Below are 19279 nucleotides of genomic sequence, written 5' to 3' on the forward strand. Positions count from 1 at the left end.
GGGCGGACGTGTTACTGCTTGGGGTAGCCGGCGCGCTTCATGGCGCGCTCGGTCGCCGTCTGCGCAACCACCAACGCCTGGTCCGCGGTGGTCTGCCCGGTCAGCGCGGCAGCGAATGCCTTGCCGACTTCAGTACCGATGGCCTGGAACTCGGGAATGGTCACCAGTTGGATGCCAACGTAGGGCTTGGCGTCGGTCTGCTTGGGATCGGCGACCTTCAGCGATTCCAGCGTGATGTGGGCGAACGGCGCCGCCTTCAGGTACTCGTCGGTGTAGGTCGACTTGCGCGTGCCAGGTGGCACATTGGCCACGCCGTCGGTCTTGGCGACCAGCGCTGCATATTCCTTGGACGTTGCCCAGGCCGAAAACTGCTGCGCGGCCTGCTGGTTCTTCGAGCTGGCTGGGATGGCCAGGGCCCAGGAGTACAGCCAGGCCGAGCCCTTGTCGGTGGTTTCATGAGGGGCGAAGGTGAAGCCGACACTGTCGGCGACCTTGCTTTGGGTCTTGTCCATGGTGAACGAGCCGGCGACGCTGGCGTCGACCCAGATGGCGCACTTGCCACTGTTGAACAGCGCCAGGTTCTCGTTGAAGCCATTGCTCGAAGCGCCTGGAGGGCCGGACTTCTTCATGTTGTCGACATAGAAGTTCAGCGCTTTCTTCCAGGCTTCGCTGTCGAACTGTGGCTTCCACTGGCTATCGAACCAGCTGCCGCCGAAGCTGTTGGCCACGGTAGTGATCAACGCCATGTTCTCGCCCCAGCCGGCCTTGCCGCGCAGGCACAGGCCGTATTGGTCCTTGCTCTTGTCGGTGAGCTTTCCGGCGAATTCGGCGATCTGGGTCCAGGTGGGTTTTTCCGGCATCTCGAGACCGGCCGCCTTGAACAGGTCGGTGCGGTAGTAGGTCATCGAGCTTTCAGCGTAGAACGGCAGGGCGTACAGCTGGCCTTTCACCGACAGGCCGTCGCGCACCGAAGGGAAGACATCGTCTATGTCGTAGCTGGCGGGCAGGTCCTTCATCGGTGACAGCCAACCCTTTGCGCCCCACAGCGAGGCTTCGTACATGCCGATGGTCAACACGTCGAACTGGCCGCCCTGGGTAGCGATATCGGTGGTCAGGCGCTGGCGCAGCACGTTTTCTTCCAGCACCACCCAATTGAGCTTGATGTCGGGATGCTCGGACTCGAAAGTCTTGGCCAGGCGCTGCATGCGAATCATGTCGCTGTTGTTGACGGTGGCGATGGTCAGGGTGGTGTCGGCATGGCTGTAGCCACTGACGGCCAGTGCGCCACACAGACCGCTGGCAACGAGCAGGCGTTTGTAGTCTATGGTCATCTCGCATTCCTCTTCGGCACGCGGGGGGGCGGCCTTGGTTATTATTCTTGTGTCTTCGTAGAGGTGAAGCACTGCCTGTGATTACAGACCCCCGCAGGCATTCTGACAAATCCCTGAGTACACCCACGCTGATACTAATTTGCACTGAGCCGGCTGGCGCAGCGACGCGCCAGAGGCGTGCGCAGCGTCGTTGTGAGGTTTCGTACAGGTTTCAGGAGCTCGACCGCTGCACGGCCAGGCGACGATAGTGCGACGGCGTCATGCCCTTGAGCTGCTGGAAGCGGCGGTTGAAGTTGGAAATATTGTTGAAGCCGGACTCGAAGCACACGTCCGTCACCGGCCGATCGCCGTCAGCCAGCAGCTCGCAGGACTTGCTGATGCGCAGGCGATTGACGAACTCGACGAAGCAGCGGCCGGTAGCCTGTTTGAACACCCGGGAAAAATAGGTCGGTTTCATGCCCAGGTAGGCGGCGACTTCTTCCAGAGACAGCTCGCGCGCATAGTGGGCAAAAATGTAGTCGACCGCGCGGTTGGTGCGCTCCACCGCGTGCTCGTCGGCGTCCTGGGCCGCTGCAGTGCCCGAGAGCAACTGGTAGTCCTCGCAGGCCGCCAGCGATTCCATGAGTATCAGGAAGTGTCCGAGGCGGCTGATACCCTGGCTGTCGGCGATGCGCTGCATCGAGGCACCGGCCTGGGCGATGGTCCGGGCACAGCGGAACTCGATGCCGTAACGGGCTCGTTCGAGCAGCGGCGCAAGACTTTTGAGTTCGCTGAATACCTGGTGGCCATGGTCGAACAGCTCGTCGGTGAAATTGACCAGCATGTCGCGCTTGTTCACCGACTCGTCGTTCTGCAGCTGGCTGATCCAGTTGTGCGGCAGATTGGGCCCGGTGAGAAACAGGCTGCCCGGATTGAAGTTGCCGATGTAGTCGCCGACGAACACTTTGCCGGAGGTGGCGACCAGCAGGTGCAGTTCGTATTCCTTGTGGAAATGCCAGCGCACCAGCGGGCACGGGAAACCATGCTGGCGATAGATGATCGAGCGACCGTCGTGGTCGTCCATCAACTCGTAGGAAGGGTCGGTTATTCGCGTTGCTCGAGTCATGCCGTGGCTGCTTTTGGAGTTGTGCCGATCGGAAATGCGCACCCAAGCATAGCGGTGGACGGGCCTGTGCGTCCAAGGCTGAAACGTCCGGCGTCGAGAAGCCCGGCGTTGAAGCGGCCCTCGCTCAGCGGGCGTCGTCGTTCTTGCGCGGCGTGTTCGAGCGCGGTAGGCCCGGCAAGGAGGGGGGCAGGCTGCCGCGGTCCGGCTCCCAGTCGGGAAGCGATGGCCGGCCCTCGTTCGCTGCCGGTTTGAGCAGCTGTACTTGAGCCAGCAGCGCTTCCATGGCGGCCATCAACCCGACCTTGGAATTGGGCAGCACGGGGTGGTGAGGTGGGATGAACAGGCTCAGGGTCGACACCTGCACCAGAGGCGATGCCGGGCAGTCGGTCACACTGAGCACACAAGCTTCGCGGGACTTGGCGTATTCGGCCAGGCGAATGGTGTCGCGGGTGTAGGCGGGCAGGGCGATGGCCAGCAGGGTGTCGTTGCGGGTGATGCCGGACAGTCGATAGGCCGACCCTTCAAGACCGCCGTCCAGGGTCACGCAGTGCGCGCCGGCGCAGAACGGGCTGAGCCCCGCGGCTGCCATGGCGGCGATGTGAAAGCTGTTGCCGAAACCGACCACGAACACATTCTGCGAGCGGGCCAGGCGCAGGGCCATCTCATCGAAGGTCTGGTTGTCGTTCATGCGTGTGACGTTGTCCAGATGGTGCTTGCTGAGGCTGATCTGCTGTTCCAGATCGAACCCCGTCTCCGGTGCCTGCTTGAGCCGGCCTTCGATGACGTCGGCCGCAGACACCACGGCCAGCAGGTTTTCCATCAGGGCAAAGCGCAGGCCGGTGAAACCGTTGAGGCCGATCGCATTGGCCAGGCGGTTGACGGCGGCGGTGGAGGTGCCGGTGGCGCCGGCCAGTTCTTCTATGTTGAGCGTTGCGCTGCGGTAGGGGTTGGCTTGCAGGAATGTGGAGACTTTCTTCAGCGCGGGCCGCAGCTCTTCGTGCTTGCCACGCAATGCGCGCATCAGCTCGGAATCGTACACTTTGGTACTGTCGATAGGCGCCATCGTCGTTCGTCCTGAATGGGCAATAGGAACTACCTTGGACACCAAAGATTAGTTCGCGGGCCACAAAGTGCCAGCGGCCGCTTAGACCGATTGGTTCTTGGATTGGATCCATTGCGAGAAGTATTTCGTGCTCTTGTGCAGATGATGCCGGAGCATGCTGCCGGTGAAGTTTGCCCGGCGATGCTGCGCGAGGCTCTGGCTCAACTGTTGCAGACGCAGGATCAGAGCCTGAGCGTGTGGCTCGGTCGCATACTGGGCGCCCAGATGCTCATGGCACTGCTCATGGGCGGCTTGCCATTGATCCGCGTTTTCGTACAGCTCGACGGCCGCCTGCGCCAGCTCGTCTGCGCTGCGGCCTATCCGGCCCGGCCAGCGCTCGCCGGTACGCATGCCTTCGGCGCCCGTCGGGGTCGTCACGCTGGGCGTACCGCAGAGCATGGCATCGAGCAACTTGCCCTTGATGCCCGCGCCGAAACGCAGTGGCGCCAGTGCCACCCGTGCCTGACCCACCACCTGCAACGCATCCATTGCCCAGCCCTTGACCAGGAAACCTTGGGCAGGGTTGTGCAGGGCCGTGGCCTTGGGCGGTGTGTAGGCGCCGTGGACGTGCAATTGCGCGCGCGGCAACTGCTTGCGAATGCGTGGCCAGACCTGCTGCTTGAGCCACAGCACGGCGTCCCAGTTGGGCGCGTGGCGAAAATTGCCGATGCAGACGAAGTTGGCTCTCTGCTCGAAGGTCAGTGCTGCGGTGGCTGGCGGCTCGACCATCAGCGGACAATCATGCAGCAGGCTGGCTGGCACGCCGAAGCGTTCGGTCAGCAGTTGCGTCTCGAACGGCGAGATCATCAAGCTCAAGTCGCAACGAAAGATGGCTGCCACTTCACGCTGGGTGATATCGGCGTCGCTCATGTGCGCGTAGAGCGTGTCCGGTGCTTCGGCGAACAATGCCGAGAAGTCGTTTTCGTCGTCACTTGCGTGCAGGCGCTGCTTGAGCAAACCCTGACGCGCGTCGCGCAGGCTCTGCAGGTCGCAGGTTTCCAGCACACGCACGGCCTGCGGGCAGTGCTGCTCGACCCGCCAACCGAATTGCTCTTCCATCATGAAGCGATCGAACAGGACCATGTCCGGCTGCAACTCAGCCACGAAGCGGTCGAAACTGTCGTCATTGAGCTCGATGGCTCGTTCGGCGATGCCCAGCGCTGCGAGGTCGGCCTTGTGCTCGCCGACCCTGGCGGGGCTGGCGAAAGTCACGTGCCAGCCTTGGGTCGTGAAGCACTGCAGCAACTGCATCATGTGCCCGCCGGCCGCGGAAGAGGTGGGCTCGGGCCAGACATAGCCAATGACCAGGACGCGCTGAAAAGACATGGGGCAGACTCGGGGGCAAAAACCGGGCGCGCATTAGGCCATGATTACGCGCCGGGGTGTAGCGGCAGGCGCGGCTTCAGGCCGCCAGCATGCTCTTGACCTTGTCGCGCAACTGGTCGATGGAGAACGGCTTGCCGATCATGGCCATGCCCGCCGGAACGTCCAGCGCTTCGGCGTAGCCGCTGGCGAACAGCACCGGCAGTTCGGGACGCAAGGCGCGCGCCTCGACGGCCAGCTCCTTGCCGTCCATGCCGGGCAGGCCCATGTCGGTCATCATCAGGTCGATGGTCTCGGCCGAATCGTTGAGGAAGGTCAGCGCCTGAGGACCGTCCTCGGCTTCCAGTACCTTGAACTCGAATTCCTCCAGCACGTCCACGATCAGCATGCGGACGATCGCATCGTCTTCGACGACAAGAATGGTTTTGGCGGTATCGGACATCGTTCGGATCCTGGTCGGCAAGGGGCGCAGACGGCGCCGAGCCGTCATGTCGCAGATAACGTTACGCCCCGAGGGCAACGAGCACCCGGGAAGCAGGGCGCCAATCATAAAGCATGGGTCGGGGTCAGGCCATGCTTGTGGAGGCATTAAACGAGACCATTCCCACGTTTAGATGTGAAAATTCTTACGAAGCATGAGGAAAAAACCTAACAAATTGACTGAATTGCGGCAAAATCCCCGACCTCGAATACAGGATCCGGGCCCAAGGACATGAACAAACCCTCTTCGATCGACGAGCAGAGCTTCCGTCGCCTGCTCAGTCGCAACGTTGGCTTGCCGCTGGGCGTGGGCGTGCTCAGCGTGGCCGTGTTCATTGCGATCATCGTTTACCTGCTGTCGGTGATCGACTGGGTCGAGCACACCGACCGGGTCATCAACAACGCCAACGAAGCGACCAAGCTGTCGATCGACATGGAAACCGGGATGCGGGGGTACCTGCTCTCGGGTGCCGAGGGCTACCTGGACCCCTATGAGCTGGCCAAGCCGCGCCTGGCCGCCGAGTTGCCAGCCTTGCAGGCCTTGGTGGCCGACAACCCGCGCCAGGTCGATCGCCTGACCCGCATCATGGCGCTGCAGAAGGACTGGCTCTCCTACGGCGAGGAGCTGATTTCGCTCAAGCGCGCCACCGGCGACTATTCCAGCGTCGTCCAGACCGGCCGCGGCAAGCGCCTGACCGACGCGATCCGCAAGGAATACGAAGGCTTCATTGCCATGGAGCAGCAACTGCGGGTGGAGCGCAGCGAAAACGTGTCGCGCACCATCTGGGCATCGGTCAGCCTTTATGTACTGTTCGTTCTGGTGGTCAGCGCCTTGCTGGCATATTTCGGCCGACGCGACATGACCGAACTGTCGACCTCCTATGGCGGCAACCTGGCTGCCCTGCAAAAGGGTGCCAAGCGCCTGCAGGACCAGGCCTGGCTGCGCACCGGCCAGACTCAGCTGGCCGAACAGTTGCTGGGCCAGCAGACCCTGCAGATGCTGGGCCGCAACATGCTGCAGTTCTTCGCCCAGTACCTGGGGTCGGTGGTCGCGGCGGTGTACATCCGCGAAGAGCACGGCAACCTGCGCCGTATCGCCTCGTACGGGTTCTCCCGCGAGCGTGAGGTGACGGACCAGTTGCTGATCAATGGCGAGGGTATTGCCGGCCAGGCCGTGCAGCGCAACCGGGTCATCCGCCTGGACGACGTGCCGGCCGATTACCTGCGTTTGAGCTCAGGCCTGGGCGAGGGCGCAGCCCGCAGCGTGCTGGTCATCCCGACCAGCGACAACGACCAGATCAACGCCGTGGTCGAGCTGGGTTTCCTGCGACCCCTGACCGACCGCGACCTGGAAATCGTCGAGCTGCTGGCCGACAACATCGGCACCGCCATCGAAGCGGCCCGCTACCGTCAGCGCCTGCAGGAAGTGCTCGCCGAAACCCAGCAGCTCAACGAAGAGCTGCAGGTGCAGCAGGAAGAGCTGAAAACCGCCAACGAAGAGCTCGAAGAACAGTCGCGGGTGCTCAAGGAGTCCCAGGCTTACCTGGAAACCCAGCAGGCGGAACTGGAGCAGACCAACGAGCAGTTGGCCGAACGCACCGATGCGCTGGGCCAGCAGCGCGATGCGCTGGATCGCAAGAACCTGGAGCTCAACCAGGCCCAGGTACAGCTCGAGGAGCGTGCCGACGAGCTGCAGCGTTCGAGCCGCTACAAGTCCGAATTCCTCGCCAACATGTCCCATGAGCTGCGCACGCCACTCAACAGTTCGTTGATCCTGGCCAAGCTGCTGGCGGAAAACCCCCAGGAAAACCTCACTGCCGATCAGGTCAAGTTCGCCGAGTCGATCTACTCCGCGGGCAACGATCTGCTCAACCTGATCAACGACATCCTCGACATCTCCAAAGTCGAGGCAGGTAAGCTCGACCTGCGACCGGAGAACAGCAGCGTGCCGCGTCTGGTCGACGGCCTGCGCATGACCTTCGAGCCGCTGGCCGGGCAGAAGCACCTGGAACTGTCGGTGCAGATCCTTCCCGACGCACCCGCGATGTTGTACACCGATCGCCAGCGCGTGGAGCAGATTCTCAAGAACCTGCTGGCCAACGCGCTGAAGTTCACCGAGCAGGGCAGTGTCGAACTGTTGGTGTCCGGCCACGCCAACCAGGGCATCGCCTTCCAGATTCGCGACACCGGCATCGGTATCGCCGTCGACCAGCAGCAGGCCATCTTCGAGGCCTTCCGCCAGGCGGACGGCACCACCAACCGCCGCTACGGCGGCACCGGCCTGGGCCTGTCGATTTCCCGCGACCTGGCCAACATGCTCGGCGGCTACATCACCGTCAGCAGCGAGCTGGGCAAGGGCAGCACCTTTACCCTGGTATTGCCGCAACGCTACGAAGAAATCATCGAGGCGCCGCGGCATGCGCCGCAGCCCATGGTGATCGCTGCGCAGCCGGTGTCCAACACCCCGGCCGTGCTCGAAGCGCCGCTGACCGTGGCGCGCTTTGCCGACGACCGCGATAAAGGCCCGTTCACCAAGCGCTGCATACTGGTGGTCGAGGATGAGCCGAACTTCGCGCGTATCCTTTACGACCTGGCGCATGAGCTGGACTACCACTGTCTGGTGGCCCACGCCGCCGATGAGGGCTTCGACCTGGCGGCGACCTTCGTGCCCGATGCGATCCTGCTCGACATGCGCCTGCCCGATCATTCGGGCCTGACCGTGCTGCAGCGCCTCAAGGAACTGGCCACCACGCGGCACATTCCCGTGCACGTGATTTCGGTCGAGGACCGGGTCGAGGCGGCCATGCACATGGGCGCGATCGGCTATGCGGTCAAGCCGACCACCCGCGACGAACTCAAGGAAGTCTTCGGCCGCCTGGAAGCCAAGCTGACGCAAAAGCTCAAGCGCATTCTGCTGGTGGAAGACGATGACCTGCAGCGCGAGAGCATTTCCCTGCTGATCGGCGACGACGACATCGAGATCACTGCCGTGGGCTTTGCCCAGGAGGCACTCGACCTGCTGCGCGACAACGTCTACGACTGCATGATCATCGACCTCAAGCTGCCCGACATGCTCGGCGGCGACCTGCTCAAGCGCATGTCCAACGAGGAGATCCGTGCGTTCCCGCCGGTCATCGTCTACACCGGGCGCAACCTCACCCGCGACGAAGAAGCCGAGCTGCTCAAGTACTCCCGTTCGATCATCATCAAGGGCGCGCGCTCGCCCGAGCGGCTGCTCGACGAAGTGACGCTGTTCCTGCACAAAGTCGAATCGCAGTTGTCCCATGAGCGGCAAAAGATGTTGAAAACCGCCCGCAGTCGCGACAAGGTCTTCGAGGGCCGCAAGATCCTCGTGGTGGACGACGACGTGCGCAATATCTTTGCCCTGACCAGTGCCCTGGAACACAAGGGCGCCATCGTTGAAGTAGGCCGTAACGGCCGAGAGGCAATCGACAAGTTGAATCAGGTCGAGGACATCGATCTGGTGTTGATGGATGTGATGATGCCCGAGATGGATGGCTACGAGGCCACCCGCGAGATCCGCAAGGACCCGCGCTGGCGCAAGCTGCCGATCATCGCGGTCACCGCCAAGGCCATGAAAGACGATCAGGAACGCTGCCTGCAGGCCGGTTCCAACGACTACCTGGCCAAGCCCATCGACCTGGATCGTCTGTTCTCGCTGATCCGCGTGTGGTTGCCGCAACTGGAGCGCATGTAGTGAGTGATTCCCTGGCCGGCAAGCCCTCCCAGCCGGCTGCCGAGCGCAATATCGATATCGAGATCCGTTTGCTGATCGAGGCGATCTACCTCACCTACAGCTACGATTTCCGCGATTACTCGGGCGCGTCGGTGAAGCGTCGCATCCTGCACGCGCTACGCCAGATGGAGTGCAGCAGCGTCTCGTCGCTGCAGGCTCGGGTGCTGCACGAGCCTACGGCGTTCATGGAGCTGCTGCAGTACCTGACGATTCCGGTAAGCGAGATGTTCCGTGACCCCGAGCACTTCCTGGCGCTGCGCCGTGAGGTGGTGCCGCTGCTCAAGACCTACCCATCGCTCAAGGTCTGGATCGCCGGGTGCAGCACCGGCGAAGAGGTCTACTCCATGGCCATTCTGTTGCGCGAGGAAGGTCTGCTCGACCGCACCATCATCTATGCCACCGATATCAACCCGACCTCCCTGGAAAAGGCCAAGCAAGGCATCTACTCCATGGAGAGCGTGCGCGCCTATACCCAGAGCTACCAGCGCGCCGGTGGCACCCGCTCGTTCGCCGACTACTACACCGCGGCCTACGGCAACGCCATCTTCGACAGCAGCCTGCGCGAGAACGTGACCTTCGCCGACCACAGCCTGGCCACCGACAGCGTGTTCTCCGAGACCCAGTTGGTGTCCTGCCGCAATGTGCTTATCTATTTCAACAAAGGCCTGCAGGACCGCGCCTTCGGGCTGTTCCACGAATCCCTGAGCCATCGCGGCTTTCTCATGCTCGGCAGCAAGGAAACCCTGGATTTCTCGGCCTACAGTTCGCGCTTCGAAACCCTGACGCGCCCCGAACGGATCTATCGCAAGTCATGAGTCGTTTCCAAGCGGTGGTGGTGGGCGCATCGGCCGGTGGCGTCGAGGCACTGCTGGGGGTGTACGGGCAGTTGCCGATGGATTTCAAGCTGCCGGTGCTGACCGTGCTGCACCTGCCGGACGAGCGTCACAGCCAGTTGGCGGAAGTGTTCGAAAGGCGCTTGAACCGGCCGGTGCGCCAGGCGCGTGACAAGGAGCCCATCGAACCCGGTATGTTCTACTTTGCCGGCCCCGGTTATCACCTGTCGGTCGAGCGCGATTTCAGCCTGTCGTTGAGCCAGGAGGAGCGGGTGCACTATTCGCGTCCAGCCATAGACTTTCTCTTCGATTCGGCCGCCGATGCCTATGGCAGCGGGTTGATCGGGGTATTGTTGACGGGGGCCAACGAAGACGGCGCGCGAGGTCTGGCCAGCATCAAACACAAAGGTGGCTTGACCATCGTCCAGGACCCCGCCGAGGCGCGGGTCGCGGTCATGCCGCAGGCGGCCATCCGCCTGCAGGCGCCTGATCACATTCTTTCACTCCACGGCATTGGCTGTCTGCTTGCCGAGCTGGAACGAAGCACATGCTAAGCAACGTCCAAGCAAAACTGTTGATCGTCGATGACCTGCCGGAGAACCTGCTGGCCCTGGAGGCGTTGATCGCCAGCCCCGGCCGTGAGGTGCACAAGGCACTCTCGGCCGACGAAGCTTTGTCGCTGCTGCTGCAGCACGAATTCGCCATGGCCATTCTCGATGTGCAGATGCCGGGCATGAACGGCTTCGAGCTGGCCGAGCTCATGCGCAGCACCGAGAAGACCAAGAACATTCCGATCGTGTTCGTCAGCGCCGCCGGGCGCGAGCTCAACTATGCCTTCAAGGGCTACGAAAGCGGCGCCGTGGATTTCCTCCACAAGCCGCTGGACATGCAGGCGGTGAAGAGCAAGGTCAGCGTGTTCGTCGACCTGTACCGCCAGCGCAAGACCCTCAAGGAACAGCTCGATGCGCTGGAGCGCTCGCGTCAGGAACAAGAGGTGCTGCTCAAGCGCCTGCAAGTGACCCAAAGCGAACTGGAGCATGCAGTGCGCATGCGTGACGACTTCATGTCGATCGTTTCCCACGAAGTGCGCACCCCGCTCAATGGGCTGATCCTGGAAACGCAACTGCGCAAACTGCACCTGGCGCGCGATAACGCCGATGCCTTCACCCTCGACAAGATGCGCGCCATGGTCGAACGCGACGAGCGGCAGATCAAGAGCCTGATCCGCTTGATCGAGGACATGCTCGATGTGTCGCGCATCCGCACCGGCAAGCTGTCCATCCGTCCTGCCCAGTTCGACCTGGCGCAACTGGTGCGCAATCTGGTCGACAGTTTTGCGCCTCAGGTGGCTGCCGCCGACTGCACCATCAGCCTGCGTGCGGATGAGCCGGTGCTGGGCATCTGGGACGAGTTCCGCATCGAGCAAGTGGTCAGCAACCTGATCTCGAATGCCTTGCGCTACGGTGGCAAGGGGCCGGTGGAGGTCACGGTGTACGGGCACAACGGCTGGGCGCGCGTGGAAGTGCGGGACCATGGCATCGGTATCAGCAAGGAAAACCAGCTGCGCATCTTTCAGCAATTCGAGCGGGTGTCGGGCAGCAACGTGGTAGCGGGCCTGGGCCTGGGCCTGTTCATTTCCGAGCAGATCGTGGCGGCCCACGGCGGGCGCATCGAAGTGGACAGCGCCCTGGGCGACGGCGCGACGTTCCGGGTCAGCCTGCCGCTTTAGGAATAAGCGCACTCACACGCAACCTCTGTCGCAGGTCATGGTCGTAATGGCAGCAAAACATATAAGTACATAGGCTTCCCCATGAGTGAAGATGCACAAGATGTCGTTCTCATCGTAGAGGACGAACCGTTGATATTGATGGTCCTGGCAGACTACTTGTCCGGCCTGGGCTATCGCGTCCTGAAAGCCGAGAATGGCGAGCAGGCACTGGAAATTCTTTCGACCAAGCCGCACCTGGACCTGATGGTCACCGACTATCGTCTGCCCGGTGGCATTTCCGGGGTGAAGATCGCCGAGCCCGCCGTGTTGCTGCGGCCGGACCTGAAGGTGATATTCATCAGTGGCTATCCGGCGGAAATCCTCGAAACCAACAGCCCGATCGCGCGCAAGGCGCCGATCCTGGCCAAGCCGTTCGACCTGGATACGCTGCACGAGCAGATTCAGGAACTGCTGGCCTGAAAGAGCAGGGCACCTGGCCTGACGGTCAGGTGCCCTGTTTGTTTGCAGGCATTTTGTTTGCAGGCATTCGCCGTCTGCTTCAGGGGGTTGGCAATGCGGCCCCTTTGGGCCAGAGCAACCACACCTGACCTTCCTGCTTCATGTTGCCGGCCAGCTCGCCGGCTTCTGCTCCCGTCCCCCAGAACAGATCGGCACGCACTTCGCCGGCAATGGCGCCACCGGTGTCTTGCGCGGCCACTGGGCGAACCACCGGGGTGCCGTCGGGGCGCGTGGTCGAGAGCCATAACAGGCTACCCAACGGGATCACCTTGCGATCGATCGCCACGCTGTAGCCTGCGGTTAGGGGCACGTTGAGCGAGCCACGCGGCCCTTCGTTGCTGTCCGGCCGAAGGCTGAAGAACACGTAGCTCGGATTGCTGGCGAGCAGTTCCGGTACGCGCTGGGGGTTGGCCACGGCCCAGTCTCGGATGCGGCCCATGCTCACTTCTTCTTTCTTCAGCAGGCCCTGGTCCACCAGCCAGCGGCCGACCGGGCGGTAGGGGTGGCCGTTCTGGTCAGCGTAGCCGACGCGCAGTTGCCGACCGTTATCCAGCTGCAGGCGCCCCGAACCTTGAATCTGCAGGAACTGCAGGTCCATGGGGTCGCGCATCCACGCCACCACGGGCGCGTTGTCGATGCCCTGACGCTGGATGGTGGCCGCGTCATCATAGGGACGCAGCACCTGGCCGTCGAGCCGCCCGCGCAGGCGCTTGCCTTTGAGTTCGGGGTAAAGGCTGTCCAACTGCACGCTGATCATGTCTGCCGGTACGCCGTAGACAGGTACCGGATGCCCTGCGTCGGCCTTGAGGCTGCCGGGATAGACAGGCTCATAGTAGCCAGTGATCAGGCCGTGTTCGCCTTTTTCCGCAGAGCGCAGGCCGTAGACCTGCAGTTGTGCCTGAAGGAAGGTGCGGATCGCGGTGGGAGCAGTGTCCACCGCTTGCGCCGAGGCGCAGGTGGCGCCCCAGATCGCATCCTTGGCCAGCCGCTGGCAAGCCGAGCGCCAGGCAGTGAAGCCGGCCTGCAGGTCGCTGTCGCTGACCTTGGGCAAATCATCCCAGGTGGCCGGTGCGTAGGTGGCGACGGGTTGTGTGGGTGGCACGGGCTTGTTGTCGTTGTCGCAGGCGGACAACAGCGCCAGCGCGGGCACGACGCCGATGAGCAGGCGTCGCCAGGGGAAACGGAAATGGGTCACGCAACGCATCCTGATAGCGATAAGAGGCGGCTACTTTGGATAAACCCACCCCCAACGTCAAATCCATGCGGCGAACAGGTATGCAGCGGTGGCCGCCGACGCGGCTCGCGCCGCTGCTACAGAACCTCATCCCCTGTAGCAGCGGCGCGAGCCGCGTCCGGCTTGATGCGCTTGTCCACCTGTATCAGCAATAGCTGGCAATCCGACGTACCTGGCCCTGTCCCTGGCCCAGGGTCCACTCGCGATTGAGGGTCTGGAACACATCGTTGACGAACTGCCGATCGGCCGCCGCTTTCTTGCCGACATAGCCCTTGCCGCGGCGGTAGATCGGCATGCGCGCGCGCAGTTCGGGGTGGCTGCGCTCGAAATCCTCGCCGTCGGCGTCATTGGCCAGGGCGTCGATATGTACATCGCCCCGCTGGCAGACCCAAAGAATATGGTCGTCGAGGCTGTCACGGCCGGCTGCCAGAATGCGGGCGAGCTGGTCAACGGTGGGCTGCTGGTTCAGGTTCATGTGTATGCTCCTTGAGCTCTGTGTGATCTGTCAGGTTGTGGTCCCCAACACGGGTCGGCAGGTACGCTTCACGTGTTGTCCGTCTAGGTCAGTACTGGCTCGAGCTCGATGTGTAGTGCTTGAAACCATCACTACATGAAAGCCATGGCGTTCAGGTTGCACCTACCCGCGGGGTACGCGGATCACATCGGAGTGACTCGATGGCTCATCGAGCAGGACTGGTTTCGCCTCTGCTCTGTTCCCGATCAGGGAGACGGCCTCATCATGCAAGTCGCAACGAGTCGCGTCAATGAATATGTAGTGCTTTTTTATCAGCACTACATATTTTATTTATGACCTGCAAGTCACGCATTCCGGCCTGCTTCGCCGCACATGGATCCTGTCGCGCGGTGTTTGCAATCCGCAGCTCAGCGCCTTGCCCTTGCTCAGGCCCATGAAAGCCCCGGCAAGGCTTGATTGTTCGAGCGTCTCCCATAATCATGCTCGGCCCGAGCGCAGAAGGTGCGTCCTGTGCAAGTACCCAGTGGAGCCGTATGGAGTTCAAGCAGAGTCTGAGTCGACGGATCGTCATCGTGTTTGCCTTGATGAGCGCTTTCGTCGCCGGCGTATTCGCTGTGGGTATCGTGGCTACCGTGCATCTGGTGGAGCGCAAGCTGACGACCATGAGTTTGAGCGGCAACATGCATCGCCTGCTGTTGGTCGACAATGCGGACGATTGGCGCCACCGACCCGAGAAAGACGAGCTGTTCTACATCGAGGGTGGCAACGGCGACCTGAGCATGCCCAACGAGCTCAAGACTTTGCCGATCGGTTTCCAGAAGCTCACGCTTGGGCCGCGCACCTACTACGCCATGGTCGCCCGCGTCGACAATCGCCAGTACGTATTGCTGCGAGACCAGGAGGGTATGGAGCAGCGTGCCAATGTGCTGTTCATCGTGGTAGGCGCTGGCTTTCTGCTGAGCATCGCCCTGGCGATCATGCTGGGCGGACTCCTGGCCCGCCGGGTGATGGCGCCGGTCGTGCGGCTGGCCCGGCAGGTGCGCCATCGCGACAAGATGCTCGGCCTGGCTCCGCCGCTGTCGCCCGATTACACCGACGATGAAGTCGGCGAACTGGCGCGCTCCTTCGATGAAACGCTGAGCAAGCTGCGGGCGGCGCTCAATCGCGAGCAGATGTTCACCAGCGACGTGAGCCACGAATTGCGCACGCCGCTGATGATTCTCGCCAGTTCCTGCGACCTGCTGCTGGCCACCGAGCTGGATGAGCGCTCGCACCGTCAAGTGGCGCGGATTGCACGGGCCACCGACGGCATGAGCCAACTGGTTGAAACGTTCCTGTTGCTGGCACGCGACCGCGATGCGGCCAGCCATGGCAATCCTTCTGCCACCTTGCGCCGGACCGCCGACGAACTGGTCGAGATCTGGGGGCGCCAGATAGAGGCCAAGGGCCTTGAATTCATCTATGTGGCCGACAACCATTCGAGCGAGGTCTACAACCATGCATTCCTGCATTCGGTAATGGGCAACCTGCTGCGCAACGCATGGCACTACACCGACACCGGTTTCGTGCGCCTGACCCTGACCGAAACCGGGTTCCACGTGGAGGACAGCGGTATCGGCATTCCGGAGGAAAAGCGCAACGCCATGTTTCAGCCATTCGTGCGCGGGGACGAGCAGCGCGGCGAGGGTCTGGGCCTGGGCTTGTCCCTGGTGCAGCGCATCTGTGTCAACCAGGGCTGGCACGTGAGCCTGAGCAGTCGCGAGCCGCACGGCTGTTTTTTTGCCGTGCAACTGGGCGACGCCTAGCGCCGGAACACGCTCGAGCCGTGCGCCCAGTCAAGTCTTTTTGTGAACCTTGCCACCTTTTTGTGGTCTTTCAGCTGGCGGCTTGAACCGACGGCGTGCCGGGCAATAGGCCCAGGAGGGGCTTTTCATCGCCTCTCTTCGCAAGTAGTAGCCACCCGTAGCGGTAGTAGCGACAGGCACGACCGGTGCAGGCCCAGCCCGCGGGACATTGTTGTCCCGCTTTCGAATGGTCCGTTCATCGGGGCCTTTTTTCTTATTCATGTGAAGATCGCCATGCCCTCATCTCAACGTCTTTCTACCGTATTCAGCCGCACCCGCCTGGTTGCCACCGGCCTGTTCACCGGGCTGTTGTTCACTGTCGGCCCTGCGCATGGCGAAGAAGCACCCGACACCAGCCGCTGGGTCAGCGACAACCTCAGTACCTTCGTGCGCAGCGGCCCGACCGATGGCTATCGCATCGTCGGCAGCTTGAAGTCCGGTCAGAAAGTCGAATTGCTTTCCACTCAGGGTGACTACAGCCAGGTGCGCGGCGAGGGTGGTTCCAGTGTCTGGATCCCCAGCAGCGACCTGCAACCCACCCCCGGCCCTGCCGAACACGTTCCGCTGCTGACCCAGCAGGTGGCCGATCTGAGCGGCAAGCTGCAGTCCATCGATGACAGCTGGAAGAACCGAGTCCAGGGCATGCAGGAAACCCTTGATGCGCGCAAGAAGTTGATCGACGAGCTGGAAGCGCGCAGCAAGGCGCTGAACGCCGAGCTCAGCGATGCCCAGTCCGAATTGCGCAGCACCCAGGCGAAGTTGGGTGATGAAAACAAGCACGTCATGATGAGCTACATGGTCTATGGCGGCAGCATTGCCGGTGCTGGTTTGCTGGCCGGGCTGATCCTGCCGATGATGACGCGTGGTCGCAAGCGTAACGATCGCTGGTTCTGAGGGCGGCGCCTACAGGTTGCGCTGAACCCGCCCGGCCGCTTGATGATCTATGGTGTTGCACTCCTTATCGCCACACAGAGAGAGCCTTGCCATGAACACCAGTGATCTACTTGAACAACTGCTGCGCGGTCGCAGCGGACAATCCTCGGCCGGCCAGCCTGGCGCTGCTAAAGGGCAGGGCGGACTGGGCGGTTTGCTGGGCGGACTGCTCGGTGGCGGCCGCGGCGCATCGGGCGGCGCCGGGCTGGGTGGGCTCGGCGGTTTGCTGGGTGGCCTGGGTGGCATGCTGGGCGGAAGCGGAGGCAGTCGTTCCGGTTCGAGCAAGTACACTGCCATGGCGTCGTTGGCAATGATGGCTTACAAGGCCTATCAGACCTGGCAGCAACAGCAGGCAGCCGCACCCCAGCAAGCGTTGCGCACAATCGATCAGCTGTCCGAGTCCGAAGTTGAAGGCCACAGCCATGCGATTTTGCGCGCGTTGATTGCCGCGGCCAAGGCCGATGGCCGGGTGGATGCACAAGAGGAAGCCGCGATTCGCGCCGAATTGACCGAGCATGCCGAAGATGCGCAGTTGCAGCAGTGGCTGGACGCAGAATTGGCGCGGCCGCTGGACGCGCAAGAGCTGGCCAGTGCCGCCGATGGCCCGGCGATGGCCGCAGAGATGTACCTCGCCAGCGTGATGCTCATGGGTCAGCAGGATGCCGGCGAGCGGGCCTGGCTCGACCAACTGGCAGCCGCCCTGAACCTGGCCCCGGAACTTCGCGCCCAGCTCGATCAGCAGGCCAAGACGCAATAACCCCCACCTCAAAAGCCGTACGGCGATGCTGCAGGCCAATCCCATGCACCGCCGACGCGGCTCGCGCCGCTGCTACAAAAACAACACCCCCAGCGCCCCGCAACCCCTGTAGCAGCGGCGCAAGCCGCGTCCGCCGGCCCCGCAACCCAGCAGACGCACGCACCCCTGTAGCAGCGGCGCAAGCCGCGTCCGGGCGCAGCGCCAATCCCCGTACGGTCGTTACAAGGGCCCCAATTCCAACCAGATCGGGGCATGGTCTGAAGGTTTTTCCATGGCGCGCAGGTCGTAGTCGATACCGGCGGCCCGAACCTGCGGCAGCAGCCCGCGGGATGCCAAAATCACATCGATGCGCAGGCCGCGCTTGGGCTGGTCTTCGAAGCCGCGGCTGCGATAATCGAACCAGCTGAACCGGTCGGCCACTTCCGGGTGCAGATGGCGGAAGCTATCGACCAAGCCCCAGTCCTGCAACCGTTGCATCCATTCGCGTTCTTCGGGCAAGAAGCTGCACTTGCCCGTCTTCAGCCAACGCTTGGCGTTGTCCGCCCCGATACCAATGTCGCAATCCTGGGGCGAAATGTTCACATCGCCCATCACGATCAATGGCTGATCGTTGCTGAAGCCGCTTTCCAGCAAGCTCTGCAGGTCGCTGTAGAAGCGTCGTTTGGCGGGAAACTTGGTCGGGTGATCGCGGCTTTCACCTTGCGGGAAGTAGCCGTTCATCACCGTGACGACCTGGCCTTGGGCATCGGCGAATGTGCCACGGATGAAGCGGCGTTGAGCGTCGTCTTCGTCACCGGCGAAGCCTTTGTCGATACTCAGCGGGGCGGCGCGAGAAAGCAGCGCAACCCCGTAGTGCCCTTTCTGCCCATGAAAGTGCACGTGATAGCCCAGCGCCTCGACCTCGGCCTGCGGAAACTGCTCGTCCGACACCTTGGTTTCCTGCAGCCCGATCACATCGGGCTGGTGCTTGTCGATCAAGGCCGCCAGCTGATGCGGGCGGGCGCGCAAGCCGTTGATGTTGAACGAGACGATTTTCATGGTCGCGGATCCTGGCAAATGCGCGATGCTAACGGAGTGTGGCGCGAGCGACCAGCGCGGCGGCGTGCAATCCAGCGTGATTTGCCTGCCCCGGGCACGGAACCCCTGCCGCCGCGCATCGTCCATTGACTACTCGTTGCACTCGCCAAGGACAGACCTCCATGCTCCAGACCTCGACCACCGCTGCAGAAGTACGTCAGCTCGATGGTGGTTACGCTCGGGAAACCCGCGCGCTGCTCTACCAGACCTACCTGCTTGACCCGACCTTTGCCTATCTGTTCGAAGCCGATCGTCCTGGGTTCGAGCGCCGCGTGCGTTCCACGGTGCGGCAACTGGTCAATCAGCACTTCCTCCAGGACCTGCCGGCGCTGGGCCTGTTCTTCGATGACCGTCTGGCCGGCGTTGCGCTGGTAGCGCCACCCCAGCGTCGCCTGGGCATCACCGAGAGCTGGGCCTGGCAATGGCGGATGATGCTGGGCACCGGCGTGGAAGGTACCCGCCGTTATCTTGAGTACCATCACGCCGTGCAGCATTGCCTGCCTTCGGATGCGGTGCATGTGCTGCCGCTGATGGGGCTGCATCCCGATTACCAGGGCCCTGAACTGGCAGAGCAACTGCTGACGGCGGTACACAACTGGTGCGCCCAGGACCCGACGTCCGAAGGCGTGGTGTTGGACACCGGCAATCCGCGCTATCTGGCGTTCTTCGAACGGCAAGGTTATACCCAGATCGGCGAAGTGCCATTGGGCCCGGTGGTCGAGCACGTGTTCTTCCATCCCAGCCCTGAAACGGTCCGCAGTTCTGAAACAGTCGGTTACGCACAAGGCTGAACTCCAGTCA

The 19279-nt window shown here is 62.5% G+C and carries 17 protein-coding genes; 9 read left to right on the forward strand and 8 right to left on the reverse strand.

Going from position 1 to position 19279, the window contains the following annotated elements; translation table 11 throughout:
* Positions 1-11 precede the first annotated feature (11 nt).
* From IFT44_RS01285 to IFT44_RS01305, 5 genes are all read right to left on the reverse strand, one after another.
* Positions 12-1331: an ABC transporter substrate-binding protein gene (locus tag IFT44_RS01285; RefSeq protein ID WP_185793459.1), complete on the reverse strand. Its 1320-nt coding sequence runs from the start codon at positions 1329-1331 to the stop codon at positions 12-14.
* A 211-nt stretch (positions 1332-1542) separates the two neighbouring features.
* The gene (locus IFT44_RS01290) at positions 1543-2436 is read right to left on the reverse strand and encodes an AraC family transcriptional regulator (protein ID WP_185793458.1); all 894 of its coding nucleotides are present in this window, start codon (positions 2434-2436) and stop codon (positions 1543-1545) included.
* 124 nt (positions 2437-2560) lie between these two features.
* Positions 2561-3499: a MurR/RpiR family transcriptional regulator gene (locus IFT44_RS01295; protein WP_192102084.1), complete on the reverse strand. Its 939-nt coding sequence runs from the start codon at positions 3497-3499 to the stop codon at positions 2561-2563.
* A gap of 81 nt (positions 3500-3580) precedes the next feature.
* Positions 3581-4864 (reverse strand): glycosyltransferase, encoded by a 1284-nt coding sequence (locus tag IFT44_RS01300; RefSeq protein ID WP_192175276.1) that lies wholly within the window; start codon positions 4862-4864, stop codon positions 3581-3583.
* 76 nt (positions 4865-4940) lie between these two features.
* The gene (locus IFT44_RS01305; protein ID WP_192047183.1) at positions 4941-5303 is read right to left on the reverse strand and encodes a response regulator; all 363 of its coding nucleotides are present in this window, start codon (positions 5301-5303) and stop codon (positions 4941-4943) included.
* Between the two features lie 270 nt (positions 5304-5573).
* On the opposite strand from IFT44_RS01305, the gene IFT44_RS01310 reads away from it, so the two are divergent.
* The 5 genes from IFT44_RS01310 (at position 5574) to IFT44_RS01330 (ending at position 12119) form a co-directional block, all read left to right on the forward strand.
* A complete protein-coding gene (locus tag IFT44_RS01310; protein WP_192057174.1) occupies positions 5574-9059 on the forward strand; it encodes a response regulator in 3486 nt (1161 codons plus the stop codon).
* On the forward strand, positions 9059-9913 hold the full coding sequence (locus tag IFT44_RS01315) for a CheR family methyltransferase (protein WP_240998718.1): 855 nt from the start codon (positions 9059-9061) through the stop codon (positions 9911-9913). Before IFT44_RS01310 ends, IFT44_RS01315 begins: the two co-directional genes overlap by 1 nt.
* Positions 9910-10485 (forward strand): chemotaxis protein CheB, encoded by a 576-nt coding sequence (locus IFT44_RS01320; RefSeq protein WP_192175277.1) that lies wholly within the window; start codon positions 9910-9912, stop codon positions 10483-10485. Before IFT44_RS01315 ends, IFT44_RS01320 begins: the two co-directional genes overlap by 4 nt.
* Positions 10479-11660 (forward strand): hybrid sensor histidine kinase/response regulator, encoded by a 1182-nt coding sequence (locus tag IFT44_RS01325; protein ID WP_122476919.1) that lies wholly within the window; start codon positions 10479-10481, stop codon positions 11658-11660. The genes IFT44_RS01320 and IFT44_RS01325 overlap by 7 nt, the downstream gene beginning before the upstream one ends.
* A gap of 81 nt (positions 11661-11741) precedes the next feature.
* Positions 11742-12119, forward strand: a complete 378-nt coding sequence (locus tag IFT44_RS01330) for a response regulator (RefSeq protein WP_122476920.1) — start codon at positions 11742-11744, stop codon at positions 12117-12119.
* 79 nt (positions 12120-12198) lie between these two features.
* Here the strand turns inward: IFT44_RS01330 and mltA are convergent, their stop codons facing one another.
* Positions 12199-13353: a murein transglycosylase A gene (gene mltA, locus IFT44_RS01335; RefSeq protein ID WP_425311966.1), complete on the reverse strand. Its 1155-nt coding sequence runs from the start codon at positions 13351-13353 to the stop codon at positions 12199-12201.
* A gap of 184 nt (positions 13354-13537) precedes the next feature.
* Positions 13538-13867, reverse strand: coding sequence for a hypothetical protein (locus tag IFT44_RS01340; protein WP_122476924.1), 330 nt, complete (start codon positions 13865-13867; stop codon positions 13538-13540).
* Between the two features lie 533 nt (positions 13868-14400).
* Here IFT44_RS01340 and IFT44_RS01345 point away from each other — a divergent pair.
* The 3 genes from IFT44_RS01345 to IFT44_RS01355 all read left to right on the forward strand — a co-directional run bounded on the left by IFT44_RS01345 (position 14401) and on the right by IFT44_RS01355 (position 17401).
* Positions 14401-15672: a sensor histidine kinase gene (locus tag IFT44_RS01345; protein ID WP_185793451.1), complete on the forward strand. Its 1272-nt coding sequence runs from the start codon at positions 14401-14403 to the stop codon at positions 15670-15672.
* Between the two features lie 273 nt (positions 15673-15945).
* Entirely contained in the window at positions 15946-16605 is a 660-nt protein-coding gene (locus IFT44_RS01350) for a TIGR04211 family SH3 domain-containing protein (protein WP_122476930.1), read from the forward strand.
* 91 nt (positions 16606-16696) lie between these two features.
* Positions 16697-17401: a DUF533 domain-containing protein gene (locus tag IFT44_RS01355; RefSeq protein ID WP_192057173.1), complete on the forward strand. Its 705-nt coding sequence runs from the start codon at positions 16697-16699 to the stop codon at positions 17399-17401.
* Between the two features lie 219 nt (positions 17402-17620).
* On the opposite strand, the gene xthA is transcribed toward IFT44_RS01355, so the two are convergent.
* The gene (gene xthA / locus IFT44_RS01360) at positions 17621-18439 is read right to left on the reverse strand and encodes an exodeoxyribonuclease III (protein WP_192056255.1); all 819 of its coding nucleotides are present in this window, start codon (positions 18437-18439) and stop codon (positions 17621-17623) included.
* A 161-nt stretch (positions 18440-18600) separates the two neighbouring features.
* Between xthA and IFT44_RS01365 the strand changes: the two genes are divergently transcribed.
* Positions 18601-19269, forward strand: a complete 669-nt coding sequence (locus IFT44_RS01365) for a GNAT family N-acetyltransferase (RefSeq protein ID WP_192102079.1) — start codon at positions 18601-18603, stop codon at positions 19267-19269.
* The last annotated feature ends 10 nt before the right edge of the window (positions 19270-19279 follow it).

It is taken from the genome of Pseudomonas sp. CFBP 13710 (genome assembly GCF_014842235.1).
Taxonomy (GTDB): domain Bacteria; phylum Pseudomonadota; class Gammaproteobacteria; order Pseudomonadales; family Pseudomonadaceae; genus Aquipseudomonas; species Aquipseudomonas baltica.